Here is a 19,287-nt window from a genome sequence, read left to right as displayed (position 1 = left end):
CTTGCTACATCTCTGTGTAGCCTGCCTTCATGGACATTCGGCGAGACGGAGGCGCGGGCCGGCCGCGCCGGATCGACCTGAGCCGTGTCGATCCGCGGCACCTGGACCTGCTGCGCGAGCTCGCGGACCGAGGCTCGGTGACGGCGGTCGCGGCGGCGACGTTCCGCACCCCGTCGGCGGTGTCGCAGCAGCTCCGGACGGCGCAGCGCGAGCTCGGCGGGACGCGGCTCGTCGAGGCCGACGGCAGGGGAGTGCGGCTCACCGAGGCCGGCCGGCTCCTGGCCGACGGCGGTCGCGACCTCGCCCGGGCCGTCGCGCAGGTGCAGGCGAGGTGGGACGCGTACGTGGGCGCGCCGTCGGGCACCGTGGCCGTGGCGACGCTGGCCAGCGCGGCGACGATCCTGCTGCCGGGCGTCCTGGACCGGCTGGCCGGGACCGACGTCCGGCTGGAGTGCACGGACGTCGATGTCGCCGAGACGACGTACGCGGAACTGGTGACGGACCACGACGTCGTGATCGGGCACAGCTTCACCTCCACCGTGCCCGAGGGAGCCCAGCACCTGACCACGATCCCGCTGCTGCGGGAGCCCTTGGACATCGCGATGCGCGCAGGGCGTCCGCTGGCGGCGCGGCCGGAGGTCACCCCGGTGGAGCTGGCCGGCTGCGAGTGGTACGGCGTGCCGGTGGGATACCCGTTCGACAGTCTGCGCCTCGCCGTCGAGACGGCGGCGGGCCTGCCGCTGACGGTCGTGCAGCGGCTGCGCGACAACCGGCTCATCGAGGCGCTCGTCGCGGCGAGCGACCGGGTGGCGGTGCTGCCGCGCTACACGACGTCGGACCCGCGGCTCGCGCTCCGGCCCGTGGCGGGGATCGCGGCGGGCCGGCACATCGTGGCGATGGCGCGCCCTGACCGGGCCGAACGGCTGGCGGTGCGCACGGTCCTGGACGCGTTCCGCGACGCGGGGCGGTCGGTCGGGTGAGGGGCTGGGCGAGGGGCCCTGGTCCCGTCAGTCGTGCTCCCAGGCGGCGATCGCCTTCTCGATCGCCTTGCGGTCGCGGGCGCGGACCCCGTCGAGCAGCGTGAACGGGGGCTCGTCCTTCTTCGGGGTGCGACGCCAGGTGCCGACGAGACGGCCGTCCAGCAGGATCGCCGGGCGGAAGACGCCGTTCGTGAACGGGACGACCGTCCTCATCGCCTCCTTCGAGGCCACGAGTCCGCGGTCCTGGTAGCCGAGCACGATCTCGTCGAAGGCCGGCACGAGCGTGACCTCGGCCCTGGACGGCCGGTGACGGGCCGGATCTGTGTGCCGAGCCGCCCTGTCCGGGACCACGGTGCCGCTCACGAGGGCTTCGGGTTCCCCAGGCCCGAGCCCGTCCTCGGTTCCGAGCTGCTCCCGTGCCGCGAGCATCGGTGTGCCCTCCACCTCGACCTCGTGCAACTCCCGGATTCCACCGGGCTCGTGCTCGGCCAGAACCTCCGTGACTGCCCCGCGCACGGGCGTCTTGGGGAGCCCGAGCCACCAGGCGAGGTCGTCGACCGTGGCCGGCCCGCGGGTGGCGAAGTAGGCGCGGGCGATGCGGCCCAGTTCCTTGTCGGGCGTGCTCGGCGTGCCCGGCGGGCCGGCGACCTGCGCACCCTCGGCGGCCGGCGTCCGGACGGCCGTGGCCGCGCCACGTGTGGCGACCATGAGCTGCTGTGTCCCCGCGAACGGTCCCCAGTGCAGCAGGCCGTCGAGCGCGAGCTGCACGATGAGGTGATAGCCCCGCTGCCCGCCGGTGGGGACGCCTTCCTGCTGCCACAGGTCCATCAGGGTGGCGCGTGACACCGCGCCGTCGGCCAGGGCATCGCGCGCCACCGCCGTGGCCTGCGCCGCGACGACGTCGTCGATCCCCTCCTCCTCGCGGACCTTTCGTCCTTGGTGCTTCACGCGCTCGGCCGTCAGCGACATGAGCGCCGCGAGATCCCGGGGCGTCGTGGCGAAGAGTGTGCCGCGCTGCGTCCAGCCGCGCACGAGCTCGCCGGAGTCGAACGCCGCGCGGACGTCGTCGACCGTCGTGCCGGGACGGGAACGGATCGCGATCGCCCGCAGCACCGCCGGGAGATCCTGCCCCTGCAGCGCGACCATGCGCCGCACCACCTCGGCCGGCGACAGGTCGCCGCGCGGCACCAGTCCTTGCGCGCGCAACCGCAGCCGACGGGCGGCATCCGGGGACAGAACCGTGGGTGATGACATGCCCTGAAGGCTATGCGCAGTGTCTGACACCGGGGTGGGACCCGTGCCGACGGAGTGGCGGGTGCGACGGCGTCATTGGGGGTCAGGCCGCCGCACCCACATGTCACTACGTCGGGCGCCCCCGAATCGTTGGGGCCCAGGCGCGGCGGATCTCCGGCCGTGTCAGTGCCTGCGACTAGCGTGGCTGCGTGACCATGAACAACTCGTCGCGCGGCATGGGGCAGGGCAGGACCATGCGCGGCTTCATGCAGGACCCCACCGTCGCGCGCCACCGGCTCGGGCGCGACACCGTCCGGCGCATCCTCGCGTTCGCCCGCCCCTACCGCGGGCAGCTCGTGCTCTTCGCGATCCTCCTCGTGCTCGACGCCGCCGCCGGCACCGCCGTCCCGCTGCTGTTCCGGTACCTCATCGACGACGGCATCGCCACGGGCGACACCGGCCTCGTCGTGACCCTCGCCGGCGCCGCCGCCGCGCTCGCGCTCGTGAGCGCCGGGCTCGCCGTCGCCGAACGCTGGGTCTCCGCCCGCATCGGCGAGGGACTCATCGTCGACCTGCGCACCGCCGTGTTCGACCACGTGCAGCGCATGCCCCTCGCGTTCTTCGCACGCACCCGCACCGGTGCCCTCGTGCAGCGCCTCAACGGCGACGTGCTCGGCGCGCAGCAGGCGTTCACCTCCACCCTGCAGACCGTCGTCTCCAACGCGCTGACCGTCGTGTTCACGCTCGCCGCCATGTTCGCCATGTCCTGGCAGCTCACCCTGCTCGCGCTACTGGTCACCCCGCTGTTCGTGCTGCCCGCCCGCTGGTTCGGGCGCCGCCTCGCCGACTACACCCACCGCACCTACGAGCTCAGCGCCGACGTCGGCCAGCTCATGAACGAGCGCTTCAACGTCGCCGGCGCCCACCTCGCCAAGGTCTTCGGCGACCCGGCCCGCGAATCCGCGGAGTACGCCCGCCCGGTCGAGGGCCTGCGTGACATCGGCGTCCGCCGCGCGCTCCTGAGCACCTGGTTCCGCGTCGGCCTCACCACGACCGCGTCCCTCGCCATCGCCGTCGTCTACGGACTCGGCGGCCTCCAGGCCATCGCCGGCACCCTCACCGTCGGCATCGTCGTCGCCATGGCCGCCTACCTGAACCGGCTCTACGGCCCCCTCACCGCCATGGCCAACGTGCAGGTCGACATCATGACCGCACTCGTCAGCTTCGAACGTGTCCTCGAGGTCCTCGACCTCGAACCCACCGTCACCGACACCGACGACGCCACCGACCTCCGCGATGCCGTCACCCGGCACGGCGCGAGCATCGCCCTCGACGCCGTCACCTTCCGGTACCCGGCGGCCGGCGACGTCGGGCTGGCGTCCCTCGAAGCCGTCGCCGTCCCCGCCCAGGAGCCGACGTCCGACACCCTGCACGACCTCACCTTCAGCGTCCCGGCCGGCGCCATGGTCGCGCTCGTCGGCCGCTCCGGCGCGGGCAAGACGACCATCGGCCACCTGGTCACCCGCATGTACGACCCGACCTCGGGCAGTGTGGCGATCGCCGGCCAGGACCTGCGCGGCGTCACCCTCGCCTCCCTGCGCGCCACGGTCGGCGTCGTCTCCCAGGAGGCCCACCTCTTCCACGACACCGTCGCCGCCAACCTCCGCTACGCACGGCCCGCGGCGTCCGACGCCGAGCTGGAGCAGGCCATGCGCCGCGCCCGCATCTGGGACCTCGTCTCCACCCTGCCGCAGGGCACCGACACCATCGTCGGCGACCGCGGCTACCGGCTGTCCGGCGGCGAACGCCAGCGCCTCGCCATCGCGCGACTCCTGCTCAAGGCGCCCGACGTCGTCATCCTCGACGAGGCCACCGCCCACCTCGACTCCGAGTCGGAGGCCGCCGTCCAGGCCGCGCTCGACGAGGCGCTCGCGGGCCGCACCTCGCTCGTCATCGCGCACCGCCTGGCCACGATCCGCGGCGCCGACCTCGTGGTGGTGCTCGACGACGGCCGCGTGGCCGAGCAGGGCACGCACGCGGAACTCCTGGCCGCGGGCGGGTTGTACGCGGAGCTGTACCGGACCCAGTTCGCGGCCGCGGACGGCGGCCCGGCCTGAGCCGCCCGGAGGCCGCCCTGCCAGCGCCTGATCCGGCACCCGTCCTGGCCGCGGCTACCGGTCTGCGCGGCCCGGCACCAGCTCCCCGACCGGGACCGGCACCGCGAGCGTATTGCCTGCCTGGGCCAGCGGGCAGGCCCACGCCGGGTCGTACGCGCAGGACGGGTTGTACGCGAAGTTGAGGTCCAGGACGAGGCGGTCGCCGGCGTCGCCGGACCCGCCGCCGAGCCACGCGCCCTTGATCGTGTCCACGAGGTAGCGGCCGCCGCCGTACGTCCCGCCGGGCCGGCCGGCCAGGGCGTCCTTCACGGGGATGAACAGCCCGCCTCCGTACGAGGCGAGGCGCCACACGTCCAGCGATCCGACGCCGGGGAGCTCGGCCACCCCGAGCAGCTCGAACGGGACGACGCCGTCCGTGCCGGTGGGGACCTCCAGGCGCCGCGGCTCGTGCGCGGCGACGATCCGGGCCTCGAACCGCCACGCCGGGTCGTAGGGTGCCACGCGCAGCCCGGCGAACCCGTCGAGGTTCGCGGGCAGGAGGGGCGACGCGGGATGCGTGGCGAACAACTCGTCTCGTCCGGCGACCCACGCCGCGTGCGCGCCAGCCGGGTCGATGTCCGCCCGCGCGCGGACGTCGTCGTACAGGGCGAAGACGCGCCGCCGCCAGTCGGTGACGGCTACGGCACCGGCGACCCCGGCGGTCGTGTCTCCGCCGGTCGTGCCGGAGAAGGGCATCACGTCGGGCTCCACGCCGGCGTCACCGGTTGCCGTACTCGTGCGTCGTCATGGTCGCACCGTGGGCGGAGAGGCCGACAGGGCTGGTCCGCGGCGTGCCGGAGACCTTGAGCCGACCGCGACGATCATCTCCACCGGGGTTCTTGCGAGCGCGATGGCGCTCGACGGCGTCGGCGTTGCCGCACCGCGCGCTGCAGTAGGCGCGACGGCCGTTGCGACTCGTGTCGACGAAGACGGTACGGCAGGTCTCACGCGCGCACGTGCCGAGGCGGGCACCCTCGGCCTCGACCGTGAAGATGGCCAGGCCTCCCGCGGTGACGGCGCGCACACGCCCGCACACGTCCTCGCTGTCCGGCGCGAAATGCAGGTGCGGCCGTAGCGAGTCGTGGGTGGTGAGGTAGACGTTCGCCACACCGTCGTCAAGGAGAGCGTTGATCACCGCGCACCGCTCGGCGGTGCCGACCGCCTCGAAGGCACTCCGCAATCTCGACGACCAGTCCCGCAAGAGGTCCGAGCTTGCCAGGGTCAGCCGGTGCCAGCGGATGTCGTGCGCGCGCAGCACCGCTTCAGCGGCATCGATGGTCCAGTCTCCGGAGCCGACGAGGTTCACCAGGTCGGCCGCGAGCTCGGCGCCCGTCATGTTGTCATGGTTGAACTGCACTGACCCATTGCATCACGGTTGTCGGCGTGCAACTCGTCACCACCGGGATCGTGCCGATCGTCCTCGTCCTCGCTCTCGGCGTCCTGCTGCGCAGGCGCGTCCTCACCGAGCCTGCGTTCTGGCGAGGCCTCGAACGGCTCAGCTGTCGCGTCTTCACCCCGGCACTCTTCGTCAGTTCCATCGCGGGGGCCGACCTTCGCCACCTCGAGCCCCTGCCGATCCTCCTGAGCCTCGCGATCCCGACCGTGGCGGTCGCGGGACTCCTCGCGGCCACCCGGCGCCCGCTGCGCCTCTCCGGCCCCGGGCTCACCTCGATGATCCAGGGCAGCATCCGTATCAATACCTACATCGGCCTGGTCTTCGCCACCGCCCTGCACGGTGCCCCGGGCATCGCCGCGTTCGCGATCGCGTCGGCCGTGGTCGTGCCGCTGGTCAACGTGGTGTGCGTGAGCAGCCTGGCACGCCACGGCGTGCCCGGGCGGACGGCGAGAACACGTCGCCTGTGGCGCGAACTTGTCACCAACCCCCTCATCCAGGCCTGCCTGGCAGGCCTTGCCCTGAACCTCGCCGGCCTTCGCCTGCCGGAAGCGGCCGCCGTCCCGCTCGACCTCCTCGCCGCGCCCGCCCTCGTCACCGGCACGCTCGTTGCCGGAGCGGCCATCACGTTCGAGTTCCGAAGGCGCGACCTGCTCGACGTCGCCCTCGCCTCAGTGCTCAAGCTCGTGGTGATGCCGCTCGCCGCCTGGGCGATCGCGTCCGCATTCGGCGTCGCAGGCCCGACGCTCACGGCGATCGTGCTCATCACCGCCGTTCCGACCGCGCCGTCGGCCACCGTCCTCGCCACCCAGATGGGTGGCGACATCAGGCTCATCGCCTCGATCACAGGAGTGCAGACGGTGCTCGCCATGGCGACACTTCCCGCCGCAATCAGCCTGCTCGCCACCTGAACGCCCCGGCCGGCGCGATCAACAGCGCTCCACCAGATGCTCGCGTCCCGCGGGCGGGTCGTACCGGACAGGCCAGAAGTCGCGGATGGTGGCTACCCTCCCCGCGCCGTCGAACGTGAAGAACGAGATGCCGGTCTCGGACTCGTCGCCGACATGGACCTCGACCCAGGAGACCGCACCGTCGTCGTCCGCGACGATGCGCCGGACCTCGGCGTGCCACTCGCCCGGGTACTCGGAGTTGAACCGGACCCAGGCGTCGCGGCCGACGAGGCGCTCGCGGGTCGGCGGCATGTCGACCACGAGGTCGTCGGCGAAGTACCCGGCGTAGGTGGTCCAGTCGCGGGACTCGGCGGCGGACCAGAGTGCCTCGACCGTGTCGCGGTATTCGTGTGCGGTCATGGCCCCCACCGTAGGGCGGGACACTGACACCGAGCCCGCGGCTATCGGTACGGCCGGCTGGATCGGCGGCATGCTGCGGGGCGACTTGCCTGGCCAGGGCGGAAATTGCGAAACGATTAGGTCGCCCCCGAGGGCTTGACTTCAACGATGTACGGGCTACCGTAAACCGGGCATTGTATCGTTTCAGTGGATGCATCTCGATGAGATCGGAGTGACCTTTGCACTCTCCCTCCTCCCGAAGAAGGAACCGCTGGCGATGGATCGCCGCCTCTCTCGGCGCGATCCTCGTCGCGGTGACCCTGCCCGGATTCACCTCCACGGCCAATGCGGCCGTCAGCCCCGGCACCTGGTACGCCATCGTCAACCAGCACTCCGGACTCGCGGTCGACATCGAGGGCCGTTCGACGGCGAACGGTGCCGCGGCGCTGCTGTGGACCCGCACCGATGCCACCAACCAGCAGTTCCGCTTCGTCGATGCCGGCAGCGGGTACCACCGCATCGAGGCCCGGCACAGCGGCCAGGTGCTCGACGTCTACGCCAGGAGCACCGCGAACGGCGCCGACGTCGTCCAGTGGCCGAACAACGGCGGCACCAACCAGCAGTGGCAGCTCAACGAGCAGTCCGACGGCTCCTACGAGATCGTCAACCGCAACTCCGGCAAGGCCCTGGACAACTGGGAGTGGTCCACCACCCCCGGGGACCGCGTCTCGCAGTACGACCGCAACGGCTCGGCCGCGCAGCGCTGGTGGCTGATCCCTCTCGGGGACGACGGCGGCCAGAGCGGCGACGGCTCGGTCTCGGACCCGAACCTCCAGTACTACGGCCGCTGGGCCGCGGACGGCTCCTGGCGCACGATGGGCTGGGCCGGCGGCTACGTCGAGGCCGCCTTCACGGGCTCCACGATCGGCGTCCACCTGCGGAACTCCATCGACATGTACTACTCGGTCGACGGCGCCCCCGAGCAGTGGCGGCGCAACGCCTCGGGAGACGTCACCATCGCCTCGGGTCTCGGCGGCGGCACGCACACGGTCCGCATCGGGTTCCGCGAGCGGGCCGGCTCGTACAACGGTGACCCGGCGTTCGGCGGGTTCAACCTCGCCTCGGGCGGTTCGACGACGTCGATGGCGCGTCCGGCCGACTTCATCGAGTTCATCGGCGACTCGATCACCGTCGGTCAGCCCAACGGGGACCGGCCCTTCACGGCCTACCCCTACCTGGTCGGCGAGGCGCTCGGCGCCGGCCACACCCAGGTCGCCCAGGGTGGCGCATGCCTGGTCAGTACCTCGGACGGCTGCTACGGGATGATGGACTGGTTCCGCCGCTCCTCGGCCTGGGTGGGCCAGGACGACTGGGACTTCTCGACCTACCAGGCCACCGCCGTCGTGATCAATCTCGGCACCAACGACGTCGGGCACGGCGTCTCCACCCCCGAGTTCCACGAGAACTACGTCGTCATGCTCGAGCGGGTCCGTCAGGCCTACCCGAACGCCGAGATCTTCGCGATGGGCGTCTTCCGGAACCGGTACGTGACCGAGACGCGGAACGCGGTCCAGGCACGAGTCGACGCCGGTGACACCCGGGTCCACTTCGTCGACACGAGCGGCTGGGTCGACCCGGCGACCGATACCCACGACAACGTCCATCCGACCGACGCCGGACACCGGAAGATCGCCGACCTGCTGACCCCGGTCATCGACCAGTACCTCTAGTCCAGAGCGCCATTCCTCCTGGTGGGCCCCGGTGACGGCGCCGGGGCCCACCACTCACCCACCTGGAGCACAGATGCGCACTCCCGAAATCCCCGGCCTGCTCAGCACCGGAGTGACCCGCCGGACCCTGTTCGGCCTCGCGGCCGGCGCCGCCGCCGCGACCGGCGGCCTCCTGGCGGCTTCCCCGGCGTACGCGGCGTTCCAGGCCAACACCTGGTACATCCTCCAGTCGCGCCACTCCGGCCTCGTCCTCGACATCGAGGGGAGGTCGACGTCGGACGGCGCGATGCTCGTGCAGTGGAACCGCACCGACGCGGCCAACCAGCAGTTCCGGTTCCTCGACGCGGGCGACGGCTACTACGAGATCCAGGCGCGCCACTCGAACCAGTTGCTCGACGTCTACGCCAGGAGCACCGAGAACGGGGCCGACGTCGTCCAGTGGCCGAGCAACGGCGGCACCAACCAGCAGTGGCAGATCATCGACGACGGCACCTACTTGCGCTTCGTCAACCGCAACTCCGGCAAGGCCCTCGACCTGTGGGAATGGTCCACCACCCCCGGAGACCGCATCTCGCAGTACAACTCCACCGGCGGCGCCAACCAGCAGTGGCGGGCGATCCCGGTGGGCGCACCGCCGGCGGACGGCACGCCGACGATCTACATCGCCTCGGACTCGACCGCCCAGACCTACAACTCCTCGCGCTACCCGCTGACCGGCTGGGGCCAGAAGCTGGCGACCTACTTCGACGCGAACACGACCGTGGCCAACCACGCCATCGGCGGGCGCTCGTCGCGCTCGTTCATCGAGCAGGGACGACTGGACACCATCCTCGACGCCATCCAGCCGGGCGACTACCTGTTCGTCCAGTTCGGTCACAACGACGCCAGCTCGGGCAACCCCGAGCGGTACACCTCGCCCGAGGACTACAAGCGGTACCTGCGCGACAACTACATGGCCGGAGCGACCGCCCGCGGGGCCACGCCGGTCCTGCTCACGCCGGTTTCCCGGCGCGACTACGACTCGAACGGCCAGTTCCGGGTCTCGTTCCCCGACTACGTCGACAAGGTGTACGAGCTGGTCGACGAGACCGGCGTCGCGATGATCGACCTGTCGGCACGCTCGCGGGCCTACCTCAACTCGATCGGGCCCGAGGCAGCCAGGGACGTCTTCATGCACCTGAGCCCGGGGGAGTACGAGGCCTACCCCGACGGCGCCACCGACGACACGCACTTCCAGGAGTACGGCGCCGACCAGATGGCGCGCCTCGTGTCCGAGGGCGCGGCCGCGTTGTCCCTTCCGATCGCGGACCACGTCCGGTAGCGGCAGGCCTTCTCACGGGCCGGGGCGGGCCCTGGGAGCAGTCCCAGGACCCGCCCCTGTCATCGGGTCATGCGGGCAGTTCGGTCAGGGCTGGATCGTGGGCACGAAGTTGTCCAGGAGGAACTGGCCCTCCTCGCCCGGGGGCAGCTCGCCCAGGAACCGGGTGACGACGCCCGTGCTCGCGGAGCGGACGTAGACCTCGTAGTCGATGTGCCCGGCCGCCCCTTCGACGCCTCCCTGTGCGGCCACGAGCACCGCCTCGGACGCCCCCCCGATCTCGATGGACGAGGCGTGGTAGCCGATCTCGTTCAGCTCGGCGGGGTCAGGCATCTCCTGGAACACGAAGGGCGACTGGACCAGGACCCGCCAGTGGTCCCCGAAGGGGTTGGACTCGGCGATCTCCGGGGACTCCCACTCGTGGCCGCTCCCGCCGTCACCCTCGATGGCGCGGCCGGACCAGTCCGCCGGGACCGCGTAGCCGACACCGGCCGTCTCCGTGGCCTGCCAGTCGTCGGTGGCGCCCGGCGTGGGGTCGCCGAGCTCGATCGGGGTCTCCACGTACTCGGGCTCGTCGGCCCCGTCAGGATCGTCGATCTGGGAGAGCTCCGCGGCCCGCTCGTCCTCGGTGAGCCCGAAGGCGTCGAGTTCGGCGGCCTCGGCAGGGTCGAGCTCGATCGACGGGTCGACTCCGGCGGCCTCCATCGCGGCGGTCTCGGAGGCCAGGGCGTCCTGGGCTCCCTCGATGTCGGCGCGCTGGATGGTGTCGAACTGGGTGGTGTCGAGTTCGGCGAGTCCGGTGGTCTCGTCCGTCGGCGACGGGTTGGAGACTGCGGCGGCGACGGCCGCCGTGCCTGTGGTCAGTCCGACGACGATGCCGGCGGTCAGAAGGATGCTTCGTCTACGTGTGTGTCGCATATCTGCAATGACGCAGCAGGTCAGGGCGAGGTTGTCGCCACCCGCACCGAATTTGTGGTGTCGCGTTGCCGTCTCGACGCACTCCCTCAGTAGCGCTCGACGAGATGCTCACGCCCTGTCGGCGGGTCGTACGAGACCGGCCAGAAGTCGCGGATCGTGTCAACCTTCCCTGCACTGTCGAACGTGAAGAACGAGATGCCTGTCTCGGACTGGTCGCCGATATGGACCTCGACCCACGAGACCGCCCCGTCGTCGTCCGCGACGATGCGCTGGACCTCGGCGTGCCACTCGCCGGGGTAATCAGAGTTGAATCGGACCCACGCATCGCGGCCGACCAGGCGTTCGCGCGTCGGGGGCATGTCGACCAGGAGGCCCTCGGCGAAGAAGTCGGCGTAGGTGGTCCAGTCGCGGGCCTCGGCAGCAGACCACAGGGCCTCCACCGCGCGACGGTAGTCATCAGAGATCATGGCCCCACCGTAGGGCGGGAGGCTGACACTGCCCCGGACAGCCATGAGTCAGTCCTCGCGCCGTGGCCGGGACGAGCGCAGCCGTTTGGTCTCGGAGCGCTGCTTCTTGGCGCTCAGCCGCCGTTCCTGGGAACCGCGAGTGGCGCGCGTGGCGCGGCGAGCCCGCGGGGGAGGAGCCAGCGCGTCGGCCACGAGGGTCGCCAGGCGTCGAGCGGCGGCGTCTCGATTCCGCCGCTGCTCGCGATGCTCGGACGCGACGACGGTGAGCACGCCGTCGGCCAGCCGGTCGGCGAGCCGCTCCATGAGGCGCTCACGCTGCGTGTCGCTCAGGACGGCGGACCGGCCGACGTCCCAGGACAGCTCGACGCGCGAGTCGGTCGTGTTCACGCCCTGGCCTCCGGGGCCGGAGGAGCGGGAGAACCGCTCGGTGAGTTCGGCCCGGGGGATCGTCAGCGCGGAGCTGACCGCGAGACCGGGGCGGACGGGTGAGGGCATGTTCCCATGCTCTCGCATGAATGCTGTACGCCGGGTGCCAGCGACGTCCGACGGCGGCATGCCTGTCCCGCAAAAAGCTGTGCGCCACCGGAGTGACCCTGGCAGTGTGCACAGAATGGACATGACGGATGAGATGACCCAGGCCGCGTGGGCGACGGCGTCGCGCAAGTACGAGGACGAGTACGACGAGCACCTTGACGTGGCACGGACGGTAGAGCTGCTGACCGACGAGGTGGCCGCACTCGGTGACCTGGTCGAGGGAGCCGAGATCGTGCATCCGATGAGCGGTCACGGCCTGGAGGACATCGCCCTGGCCCGGATGGGAGCGCGGTCGGTGCGCGGCCTCGACTACAGCCCTGCCGCCGTCAACAGCGCGCAGCGCCGCGCGGACGAACTCGGCATGCCGTGTCGGTACACACAGACGGTCCTGCCCGACAGCGGACTGCCGGCAGCGAGCGCGGACCTGGTCTACACCGGCAAGGGCGCACTGATCTGGCTCTCCGACCTGCACGAGTTCTTCGCAGAGGTACACCGCCTGCTCCGACCCGAGGGCTGGTTCTACGTCTACGAGGCTCACCCGCTCGTCCCGTTGTGGGCGTGGGACAGCGACGAGATCCGCGTCCGAGCCGATCGCGGCTACTTCGCGTCCAGCCACGTCAACGACTCCTACCCGGGCAACGGCGCGGTGGAGCAGCAGCACACCCTCGCGGAGATCGTCATGGACTGTCAGCGGGCGGGTTTCGAGATCACGCGGCTCGAGGAGCATCCGGAGCCGTTCTGGCGGCCGGAGGGAGTGGCTGCCGCCGCGTGGGACGGGCGGGTTCCCAACAGCTTCAGCATGCTGGCTCGCCGGAGGTGACACGGCGGTGAGCCGCGCGGAGCGCGCGGCGGGCTGAGTTGCGCGGTGGTCAGGCTGATCGGATCTTTTTCGGGAGTCGAGGCTCCTTCGGGGGAAACAGGAGCAACTCAGAAAGCGAGGTGGCGAAGTAGTCGATCGTGCCGTCGGCGAGAACGGGATCCACCGCTGTGCCGGCCCGGGCATGCCCTCGGGCACGGGGGATCGTCAGCGCAGAACTGACCGCGAGACCGGGGCGGACGGGTGAGGGCATGTGCCTATCGTCCCTCCTGTGGGCGCCGGACGTCACGCGGCGAGAAGCTGTGCAACAGCTTCAGCATGCTCGCCCGCCGCCACTGACGCGCCGCGCCCCCGGACACCGGCTTGCGTTCGAGCGCGCTCGAATCCCTACCGTCGGCGTCATGGCGACGACCGACGGCACCAGGACATGGATCATCACCGGCGCGAGCTCGGGCCTCGGCCTGGCACTGGCAGAGGCCGCGCTCGAGGCGGGCGAACGCGTGGCCGGAACCGCGCGACGCGTCGACAGGTTCGACCCGCTCCGGGAACGGTTCGGGGACCGCCTCCTCACGTGCGAGCACGACGTGCGGGACACGGAGGGCGCGGACGCCGTCGTACAGCGCGCCCTGGACGCGTTCGGGCGCGTCGACGTCCTGGTCAACAACGCCGGTACGGGTCAGGTCGGTGCGGCCGAGGAAGTCACGGACGCGCAGCTGCGGGACATGCTCGATCAGCACCTGCTCGGCCCGGCGGCCTACGTGCGGGCGGTCCTGCCGCACCTGCGGGAGCGCGGGTCCGGCGCGGTCGTGCAGATGAGCAGCCAGGGCGGGCGTATGTCGTTCCCCGCGGTCGGCAGCTACTCGGCCGGGAAGTTCGCGCTCGAGGGCTGGTCGGAGGCGCTCGCCGGCGAGGTCGCACCGTTCGGGATCAAGGTGCTGATCGTGGAACCCAGTCGCTTTCGTACGGCGTTCAACGCCTCGGACGTCCTCAACCTGGCGGAACGGAACACCACCTACGACGGCGTGACCGGCGCGGTTCGTGCCGACATGGCCGGCGCCGACGGCGTCCAGGAGGGTGATCCCGCCCGCGCTGCTGCCGTGATCCGCGAGGTGCTCGACGCCGACGACACACCGCTGCGCCTGCCGCTCGGCGCCGAGGCGGTGCGCAACCTGAGACGCACCTACACGCGCGCCCTGGACGACGTCGAGAAGTGGGCCGGCGTCGGCGAATCGGCCGACTTCCCCGGCCTGCCACCCGCCGTCCGGGCATACGGGCAGCGCATCGGCTCGGCCCGCACCGAGTGAACCTAGGCTGGAGAGCATGGCCACCGAAGAGCTGATGTCACGGGCACTGGCCGCGCTGGGCGAGAACGGCGCGCCGTCGGTCGCGGTGATCCACGCGCTCACCGGGCTGAACATGCCGTCCGATCCCATGACGATCGCCCAGGTCGCCGCACACCTCGACGTGTCGCCACACACGCTGCGCTACTACGAGCGCGCCGGCCTGGTCACGGTCGGCCGGGACGCCACCGGCCACAGGGTGTACGACGCCGCGGTGGTGCGCCGCCTCGTGTTCCTCACCCGCATGCGACTGTCGGGCATGCCCATGCGGGACCTGCAGCACTATGTGGCTCTGGTCGACGCGGGGACGCACACCGAGCCCGAGCGGCTCGACCTCCTGATGGAGCACCGCGACACGCTCCGCCGCCGGATCCGGGAACTCACGCTCTCCCTCGCGGCCACCGAGTACAAGATCGCCGCGTACGGAGGGTCGGCCGGACCGGACGTCGCCGCGGAGCCGATCGAGGGGCAGCCCTCGACGGCGGGTTAGGAATCGAAGAAGCCTGCCCGGGTGATCGACCAGATCACGTACACCGCGATCGCGATGATCAGCAGCGACCAGAAGGGGTAGTACGGGATGAAGAAGAAGTTCGACACCGCGGCGACCACCGCCATCGCGAGGGCGACCGCTGCGGCGACGGCACTTTCCGTGAACAGGAAGAACCCGGCGACCGCGACCAGGACGCCGACGATCAGATGGACCCAGCCCCACGCCGTCACGTCGATCTCGAACGCGTAGTTGGGCAGTACCACGAAGAACTCGTCATTGATGATGGCGGCCAGGCCTTCGAGGAACTGGAACAACCCGACCATGATCATGATGGTGGCGGCGAGGACAACGCCGCCGAGAGCCGAACTGGGCACGTCCTTGCGCTCATCGACCATGCCGTCCATGACGCCTCCTACCGAGTCGCACTCCGGTGCCCCACGGGGCGTGGAGCGCCGGATCCACGCTCGCCGAGCCCGCTCGGGCAGCGGATCACCCGCAACGGGTGAGTTCGACGTGGCCAATCGTCCGGTGGTTCGCCAGGTCGTCTGCCGGTCTCAGCGCCCGGCGACCGCGCGCCGCAGGACCGGCTCCGCCGCGGTGGCGGCGTCGGGCCCGGAGATCGCGCCGGACAGCCACAGGGCCGCGAAGCCGTGCGCCACGGACCACGCCGCGCGGGCGGCTTCGGCGTCGGGCGTGAGTCCCGTCAGCGTGGCGGACGCCTTCTCCTCGGCGGCGCGCAGGCCGGCGTCGTCCCCGTGCAGGAGGCTGCGGTCGAACATCACCGCGAAGTGCCCGGGGTGGTCGACGGCGAACGTCACGTAGGCGATCCCGGCGGCGAGAAGGTCGCCCCGGGCCTTGTCGAGCGCCGCCGCGAGCAGCGTGAAGCCCTCGGCCGCCACGGCCGTGAGCACGCCGGCCTTGTCGCCGAAGTGGTGGGCCGGCGCCGCATGGCTCACCCCTGCGAGCCGGGCCAGCTCGCGCAGGCTCAGGCCCGCCGGCCCTCGTTGCCCGACGGCGGTCGCGGCGGCCGCGATCATGGCCCGGCGCAGGTCACCGTGGTGGTAGTTCATCGGCGCTCCAATCTTTCCATTGACAAGATACTAGCCCGGGTGGTGAAGTAGCGCTCGGACTTGTCACCGTCAAGATTGGAACGCCATGCCCGTCCCGCTTCCCGTCATCCTGATTGCCATCACCGTCGTCGCTCGCCTGGTCGGCCTCGCGGTCCCCGCCCTCGACTCGTGGCACGACGCTCTCCGGGTCGGCCTCGCCGCTGTCTACCTGCTGGCGTCCTCCGGCCGCCTCATTCCGCGCGTGCGCCAGGACCTGGAGCGTATGGTGCCGCCCGGCCTGCCGCGCCCGGATCTGCTCGTGGCCGGCACGGGGATCCTCGAGGTGGCCGGTGCGATCGGCCTGCTCGTGCCCGCGACGGCGCCGGCCGCCGCGATCTGCCTCGGGCTCCTCACGCTCGCCCTGACCCCGGCCAACATCTCCGCGGCCCGGCGCGGCGTCCTGTTCGGCGGCAAGCCCGCCACACCCATCGGGCGCCGCCTCGTGGAGCAGGCGCTCTACGTGGGGGCGTGCGCCGCCGTCGTCTGGCTGCCGTTCTGATCGGGGTCAATCGCTCCGGGCGGCGGAGATGGCGAAGTCGACGGCCTCGGCCGGGGAAGCCGCTGTGGGAGGGGCGTCGGGAACGGGGTTGCCCTGCACGTCCAGGATCTGCCGGCCGCTCCACCGTAGCGGTCGGTGTGCCGACCTGGATCGCGAGGTGATCGGTCCTACCGCAGCCCGGCTTCCGCGTCGGCGAGCTGCGCGAACTCCTCCTCGGGGGCGGCGCCCACGACATGGCGGTGGCCCTTGACGGCGAAGTAGACGAGCCCGAGCACGAAGACGCCCGCGGTGATGCCGGCCGCCTGCATGTCGACGAAGAAGGTCGCGACGAGGGCGACGACCGCGAGCACGAGGCCGATGCCGGTCGTGACGACACCCCCGGGCGTCCGGTAGGGCCGCTCCATGTCGGGCTCGCGCAGGCGCAGCACGATGTGCGACAGGTTGAGCAGCACGTACGAGACGGCGGCGCCGAAGACGGCGATGTTGATGAGCTTGTCGCCGTCCTGCACGATCGCGGCGAGCAGGAAGCCGATCGCGCCCGGCACGACGAGCGCCCAGGTGGGGGTCATGCGCGAGTTCGTGCGGCTGAGCCAGGTGGGCAGGTAGCCGGCGCGGGAGAGCGCGAAGAGCTGGCGGGAGTACGCGTAGACGATGGAGAAGAAGCTCGCGACGAGGCCCGCGAGGCCGGCGTAGTTGACGAAGACCGCGAGCCCGTCGTTGCCGACGGCGCGCAGGGCGTCGGGCAGCGGGCTGCCCGACTCGCTCACCAGGGAGCTGCCGGCGCCGCCGGGGGCCAGCACGAGCACGAGCAGGCCGGTGACGACGAGCACCGCCATGGCGACGATGATGCCGCGGGGCATGTCGCGCTGCGGGTTGTCGGCCTCCTCGGCGGCGAGCGGCACGCCCTCGATCGCGAGGAAGAACCAGATGCCGAAGACGAGCGCGCTGACGACGCCGGGGATGCCGTGGGGAAGGAAGGCGGAGGCGCCCGCGGCATCCGTCACGGCCATGTCGAAGAGGTTGGACACCTCGAAGTGCGGGATCATGCCGGCCGCGAACGCGACGAGCGCGACGACGGCGATCGCCGTGATGGCGAACATCGCCTTGAGGGCTTCGCCCACGCCGACGAGGTGGATACCGACGAAGATCAGGAAGCAGGCGAGGTAGACGGGCCATCCGTCGGTGATGCCGAAGAGCCCCAGGCTCTCGACGTACCCGCCGATGAAGACGGCGATCGCGGCGGGAGCGATCGTGTACTCGATGAGGATCGCGAGTCCCGTCGCGAATCCGCCGAGCCGCCCGAGGGCGCGCCGGGCGAATCCGTAGCCGGCGCCCGCCACGGGGAGCGACGACGACATCTCGGCGAGGCCGAACACCATGCAGCAGTACATGAGGCCCATGAGCACGAAGGCGATGAGGAGCCCGCCCCAGCCTCCGGCGGCGAGGCCGAAGTTCCAGCCGGAGAAGTCGCCGGAGATGACGTACGAGATGCCGAGGCTGGCGAGCAGCAGCCAGCCGACGGCACCACGCCGCAGCGACCGCTGCTCGAAGTAGGTCTTGTCAGAGGGTTCCTGATCGGCAGGGGTGACGAGGTTGGTCATGGGTCTGGCCTCCAGAGGGATGGGTCACGACGACGGATGCCGCGAGGCGGTGAAGAGATGGGAAGAGCCGCGGCTCAGGCGAACAGCCAGGTGCGGTTCTCGAGATACCGCTGGGCGACGAGCACGGACCCGGGGATCTGGGCTTCCCAGAGCTCGGCGGGCAGCGCGTCGGCGCGGTGCGTGGTGGTCCAGCCGAGCATCGTGAGCCGGCGGATCATGCTCAGGGCGGCGGCGTGCTCAAGGTCGCGCGCCGTCAGCGGTCGGATCGTCCGGTACCCGGCGACCCAGCTCTTGGCGATGTCGGGCGCGTAGGGCTCGTGCTCGATGAACGACAGCGCGGACGCGAAGTCGTAGAGCAGCCACGAGAATCCGCAGTCGTCGAAGTCGATGACCGTGAGGGCGCCCTCGTGGATCATGATGTTCGACGGCCGGAGGTCGGCGTGCACGAGACCCCAGGTGGCGTCGTCGGTGGTGATGTCGCCGAGCTCGGCGAGCGCCGCGGTCTCGGCGGCCTCGAGTACTTCACGCCGGGAGGCGGTGAGCGTCGCGTCGCGCCAGTCACCCCAGCGGCTGGTCGGGCCGAGCATGTCGTCGAGCGTCCACGAGAAGCGGGTGAAGCCGTCGGGTCGCGACCAGCCCGCCTGGTGGTCGTGCAGCCGGGCGGTGATCGCGCCGATCTCGGTGTAGTAGGGGCGCGGGTCGGCGATGTCCTCGAGGATCTCGCCCGCGACGAAGGCGAAGACGACACAGAACCAGCGGCTTCCGCCCGCGCCGTCGAAGGTGAGCACCAGGTCTCCGGCGGCCGTGGGCACGACGTCGGGCACGGTCACGTCGCACTCGTCCGCGAGCCGGCGCACCCAGGTGAGCTCGCCCTCGATCTGGCGCGTGTCCCCGACGTGGCCGGGACGGTGCACCCGCAGCACGGCGTACGGGGCGTCGTCGACGTCGATGCGGAAGGTGGCGTTCTCGGACACGGCGATGAGCCGGATCCGGGTGCGGGCGGAGTCCAGGGACCATGCCTCGTGGACGGCGGTCGCGACCCAGCCGGGGGCAAGGTCGCCGCGCTGCAGCCCGTCGAACGCCGCGAGCGGTGCCGCGCCCGCGGGGGCGGTGGTCGTGGGGGTGCCGGACGTGCCGGTGACGGCGGTCATCGGATCTCCTCAGCGGGTGAGGAGGGTGGGTTCCGCTGCGCAGCCTGCCACGGCATCCGCCCCCGCCTCCATAGGGCGCCGCAGGATTTCACCGACCCGAAACGCGGGCGGCGTCCCGATACAAACCATTCACGCGCGACGGCGGTTTCGTAACCCGTGCGTCACGGCGGGACGTTCCGGCGCGCGGCGGCCGGGTGGAAGCTGATGCCATCGAAAAATCGTCTCGAGGGATGGGTTCCCGGCACGACCGACGGTTCGCCGA

General features: G+C 71.3%; 20 protein-coding genes. 9 read left to right on the top strand and 11 right to left on the bottom strand.

All coding sequences use genetic code 11. The annotated features are described in order from the left end of the window. The first annotated feature begins 29 nt into the window (after positions 1-29). Complete coding sequence (locus ACYVK5_RS14715) at positions 30-980, top strand: LysR family transcriptional regulator (protein ID WP_460706223.1); 951 nt, start codon at positions 30-32, stop codon at positions 978-980. 27 nt (positions 981-1,007) lie between these two features. Here ACYVK5_RS14715 and ACYVK5_RS14710 read toward each other — a convergent pair whose 3' ends face one another. Continuing rightward, on the bottom strand, positions 1,008-2,234 hold the full coding sequence (locus ACYVK5_RS14710) for a winged helix DNA-binding domain-containing protein (RefSeq protein WP_460706221.1): 1,227 nt from the start codon (positions 2,232-2,234) through the stop codon (positions 1,008-1,010). Between the two features lie 194 nt (positions 2,235-2,428). Here ACYVK5_RS14710 and ACYVK5_RS14705 point away from each other — a divergent pair, with 194 nt between their 5' ends. Beyond that, positions 2,429-4,330, top strand: a complete 1,902-nt coding sequence (locus tag ACYVK5_RS14705; protein WP_460706313.1) for an ABC transporter ATP-binding protein — start codon at positions 2,429-2,431, stop codon at positions 4,328-4,330. 54 nt (positions 4,331-4,384) lie between these two features. Here the strand turns inward: ACYVK5_RS14705 and ACYVK5_RS14700 are convergent, their stop codons facing one another. Both ACYVK5_RS14700 and ACYVK5_RS14695 read right to left on the bottom strand, forming a co-directional pair. Next, positions 4,385-5,065, bottom strand: a complete 681-nt coding sequence (locus tag ACYVK5_RS14700) for a DUF1684 domain-containing protein (RefSeq protein WP_460706311.1) — start codon at positions 5,063-5,065, stop codon at positions 4,385-4,387. A 22-nt stretch (positions 5,066-5,087) separates the two neighbouring features. Beyond that, positions 5,088-5,726, bottom strand: a complete 639-nt coding sequence (locus ACYVK5_RS14695) for a CGNR zinc finger domain-containing protein (protein WP_460706219.1) — start codon at positions 5,724-5,726, stop codon at positions 5,088-5,090. A gap of 26 nt (positions 5,727-5,752) precedes the next feature. On the opposite strand from ACYVK5_RS14695, the gene ACYVK5_RS14690 reads away from it, so the two are divergent. After that, positions 5,753-6,673 (top strand): AEC family transporter, encoded by a 921-nt coding sequence (locus ACYVK5_RS14690; RefSeq protein WP_460706217.1) that lies wholly within the window; start codon positions 5,753-5,755, stop codon positions 6,671-6,673. A gap of 18 nt (positions 6,674-6,691) precedes the next feature. Here ACYVK5_RS14690 and ACYVK5_RS14685 read toward each other — a convergent pair whose 3' ends face one another. Then, positions 6,692-7,072 (bottom strand): nuclear transport factor 2 family protein, encoded by a 381-nt coding sequence (locus ACYVK5_RS14685; RefSeq protein WP_460706215.1) that lies wholly within the window; start codon positions 7,070-7,072, stop codon positions 6,692-6,694. A 293-nt stretch (positions 7,073-7,365) separates the two neighbouring features. Between ACYVK5_RS14685 and ACYVK5_RS14680 the strand changes: the two genes are divergently transcribed. Continuing rightward, on the top strand, positions 7,366-8,781 hold the full coding sequence (locus ACYVK5_RS14680) for an RICIN domain-containing protein (RefSeq protein WP_460706213.1): 1,416 nt from the start codon (positions 7,366-7,368) through the stop codon (positions 8,779-8,781). Positions 8,782-8,854: 73 nt separating this feature from the next. Beyond that, the gene (locus ACYVK5_RS14675) at positions 8,855-10,102 is read left to right on the top strand and encodes an RICIN domain-containing protein (RefSeq protein WP_460706211.1); all 1,248 of its coding nucleotides are present in this window, start codon (positions 8,855-8,857) and stop codon (positions 10,100-10,102) included. Between the two features lie 84 nt (positions 10,103-10,186). Here the strand turns inward: ACYVK5_RS14675 and ACYVK5_RS14670 are convergent, their stop codons facing one another. The 3 genes from ACYVK5_RS14670 to arfB form a co-directional block, all read right to left on the bottom strand. Then, a complete protein-coding gene (locus tag ACYVK5_RS14670) occupies positions 10,187-11,017 on the bottom strand; it encodes a hypothetical protein (RefSeq protein ID WP_460706209.1) in 831 nt (276 codons plus the stop codon). Between the two features lie 86 nt (positions 11,018-11,103). Further along, positions 11,104-11,484 carry a nuclear transport factor 2 family protein gene (locus ACYVK5_RS14665; RefSeq protein WP_460706207.1) on the bottom strand — a complete coding sequence of 127 codons (381 nt, stop codon included), beginning with the start codon at positions 11,482-11,484 and terminating at the stop codon, positions 11,104-11,106. A gap of 48 nt (positions 11,485-11,532) precedes the next feature. After that, on the bottom strand, positions 11,533-11,979 hold the full coding sequence (gene arfB / locus ACYVK5_RS14660) for an alternative ribosome rescue aminoacyl-tRNA hydrolase ArfB (protein WP_460706205.1): 447 nt from the start codon (positions 11,977-11,979) through the stop codon (positions 11,533-11,535). Between the two features lie 121 nt (positions 11,980-12,100). Between arfB and ACYVK5_RS14655 the strand changes: the two genes are divergently transcribed. The 3 genes from ACYVK5_RS14655 (at position 12,101) to ACYVK5_RS14645 (ending at position 14,665) form a co-directional block, all read left to right on the top strand. Continuing rightward, positions 12,101-12,838 (top strand): class I SAM-dependent methyltransferase, encoded by a 738-nt coding sequence (locus ACYVK5_RS14655; RefSeq protein WP_460706203.1) that lies wholly within the window; start codon positions 12,101-12,103, stop codon positions 12,836-12,838. Positions 12,839-13,236: 398 nt separating this feature from the next. Further along, positions 13,237-14,139 carry an SDR family oxidoreductase gene (locus ACYVK5_RS14650; protein ID WP_460706201.1) on the top strand — a complete coding sequence of 301 codons (903 nt, stop codon included), beginning with the start codon at positions 13,237-13,239 and terminating at the stop codon, positions 14,137-14,139. 16 nt (positions 14,140-14,155) lie between these two features. After that, positions 14,156-14,665 carry a MerR family transcriptional regulator gene (locus tag ACYVK5_RS14645; RefSeq protein ID WP_460706199.1) on the top strand — a complete coding sequence of 170 codons (510 nt, stop codon included), beginning with the start codon at positions 14,156-14,158 and terminating at the stop codon, positions 14,663-14,665. Here the strand turns inward: ACYVK5_RS14645 and ACYVK5_RS14640 are convergent. Then, a complete protein-coding gene (locus tag ACYVK5_RS14640; protein ID WP_460706197.1) occupies positions 14,662-15,069 on the bottom strand; it encodes a DUF7144 family membrane protein in 408 nt (135 codons plus the stop codon). The two genes, ACYVK5_RS14645 and ACYVK5_RS14640, sit on opposite strands and share 4 nt — an antisense overlap. A 150-nt stretch (positions 15,070-15,219) precedes the next feature. Next, positions 15,220-15,735, bottom strand: a complete 516-nt coding sequence (locus ACYVK5_RS14635; RefSeq protein WP_460706195.1) for a TetR/AcrR family transcriptional regulator — start codon at positions 15,733-15,735, stop codon at positions 15,220-15,222. Between the two features lie 85 nt (positions 15,736-15,820). Here ACYVK5_RS14635 and ACYVK5_RS14630 point away from each other — a divergent pair, with 85 nt between their 5' ends. Continuing rightward, on the top strand, positions 15,821-16,273 hold the full coding sequence (locus ACYVK5_RS14630) for a DoxX family protein (protein WP_460706193.1): 453 nt from the start codon (positions 15,821-15,823) through the stop codon (positions 16,271-16,273). A 167-nt stretch (positions 16,274-16,440) separates the two neighbouring features. Here the strand turns inward: ACYVK5_RS14630 and eat are convergent, their stop codons facing one another. Together eat and ACYVK5_RS14620 are read right to left on the bottom strand one after the other, a co-directional pair. Next, positions 16,441-17,874 carry an ethanolamine permease gene (gene eat, locus ACYVK5_RS14625; protein ID WP_460706191.1) on the bottom strand — a complete coding sequence of 478 codons (1,434 nt, stop codon included), beginning with the start codon at positions 17,872-17,874 and terminating at the stop codon, positions 16,441-16,443. 74 nt (positions 17,875-17,948) lie between these two features. Then, positions 17,949-19,025, bottom strand: coding sequence for a phosphotransferase enzyme family protein (locus ACYVK5_RS14620; protein WP_460706189.1), 1,077 nt, complete (start codon positions 19,023-19,025; stop codon positions 17,949-17,951). Positions 19,026-19,287 lie beyond the last annotated feature (262 nt).

The sequence above is a fragment of the Myceligenerans halotolerans genome, from assembly GCF_054782975.1.
This window is presented reverse-complemented; position numbering and strand designations above follow the sequence as displayed.

Excerpts from the sequence above, each read along its gene's own strand:
- ACYVK5_RS14645 (WP_460706199.1), top strand. The coding sequence starts at position 14,156 with ATGGCCACCGAAGAGCTGATGTCACGGGCACTGGCCGCGCTGGGCGAG.
- ACYVK5_RS14715 (WP_460706223.1), top strand. The coding sequence starts at position 30 with ATGGACATTCGGCGAGACGGAGGCGCGGGCCGGCCGCGCCGGATCGAC.
- eat (WP_460706191.1), bottom strand. The coding sequence starts at position 17,874 with ATGACCAACCTCGTCACCCCTGCCGATCAGGAACCCTCTGACAAGACC.
- ACYVK5_RS14630 (WP_460706193.1), top strand. The coding sequence starts at position 15,821 with ATGCCCGTCCCGCTTCCCGTCATCCTGATTGCCATCACCGTCGTCGCT.
- ACYVK5_RS14685 (WP_460706215.1), bottom strand. The coding sequence starts at position 7,072 with ATGACCGCACACGAATACCGCGACACGGTCGAGGCACTCTGGTCCGCC.
- arfB (WP_460706205.1), bottom strand. The coding sequence starts at position 11,979 with ATGCCCTCACCCGTCCGCCCCGGTCTCGCGGTCAGCTCCGCGCTGACG.
- ACYVK5_RS14675 (WP_460706211.1), top strand. The coding sequence starts at position 8,855 with ATGCGCACTCCCGAAATCCCCGGCCTGCTCAGCACCGGAGTGACCCGC.
- ACYVK5_RS14635 (WP_460706195.1), bottom strand. The coding sequence starts at position 15,735 with ATGAACTACCACCACGGTGACCTGCGCCGGGCCATGATCGCGGCCGCC.
- ACYVK5_RS14655 (WP_460706203.1), top strand. The coding sequence starts at position 12,101 with ATGACGGATGAGATGACCCAGGCCGCGTGGGCGACGGCGTCGCGCAAG.
- ACYVK5_RS14700 (WP_460706311.1), bottom strand. The coding sequence starts at position 5,065 with ATGCCCTTCTCCGGCACGACCGGCGGAGACACGACCGCCGGGGTCGCC.
- ACYVK5_RS14670 (WP_460706209.1), bottom strand. The coding sequence starts at position 11,017 with ATGCGACACACACGTAGACGAAGCATCCTTCTGACCGCCGGCATCGTC.
- ACYVK5_RS14620 (WP_460706189.1), bottom strand. The coding sequence starts at position 19,025 with ATGACCGCCGTCACCGGCACGTCCGGCACCCCCACGACCACCGCCCCC.
- ACYVK5_RS14640 (WP_460706197.1), bottom strand. The coding sequence starts at position 15,069 with ATGGACGGCATGGTCGATGAGCGCAAGGACGTGCCCAGTTCGGCTCTC.
- ACYVK5_RS14650 (WP_460706201.1), top strand. The coding sequence starts at position 13,237 with ATGGCGACGACCGACGGCACCAGGACATGGATCATCACCGGCGCGAGC.
- ACYVK5_RS14710 (WP_460706221.1), bottom strand. The coding sequence starts at position 2,234 with ATGTCATCACCCACGGTTCTGTCCCCGGATGCCGCCCGTCGGCTGCGG.
- ACYVK5_RS14705 (WP_460706313.1), top strand. The coding sequence starts at position 2,429 with ATGAACAACTCGTCGCGCGGCATGGGGCAGGGCAGGACCATGCGCGGC.
- ACYVK5_RS14665 (WP_460706207.1), bottom strand. The coding sequence starts at position 11,484 with ATGATCTCTGATGACTACCGTCGCGCGGTGGAGGCCCTGTGGTCTGCT.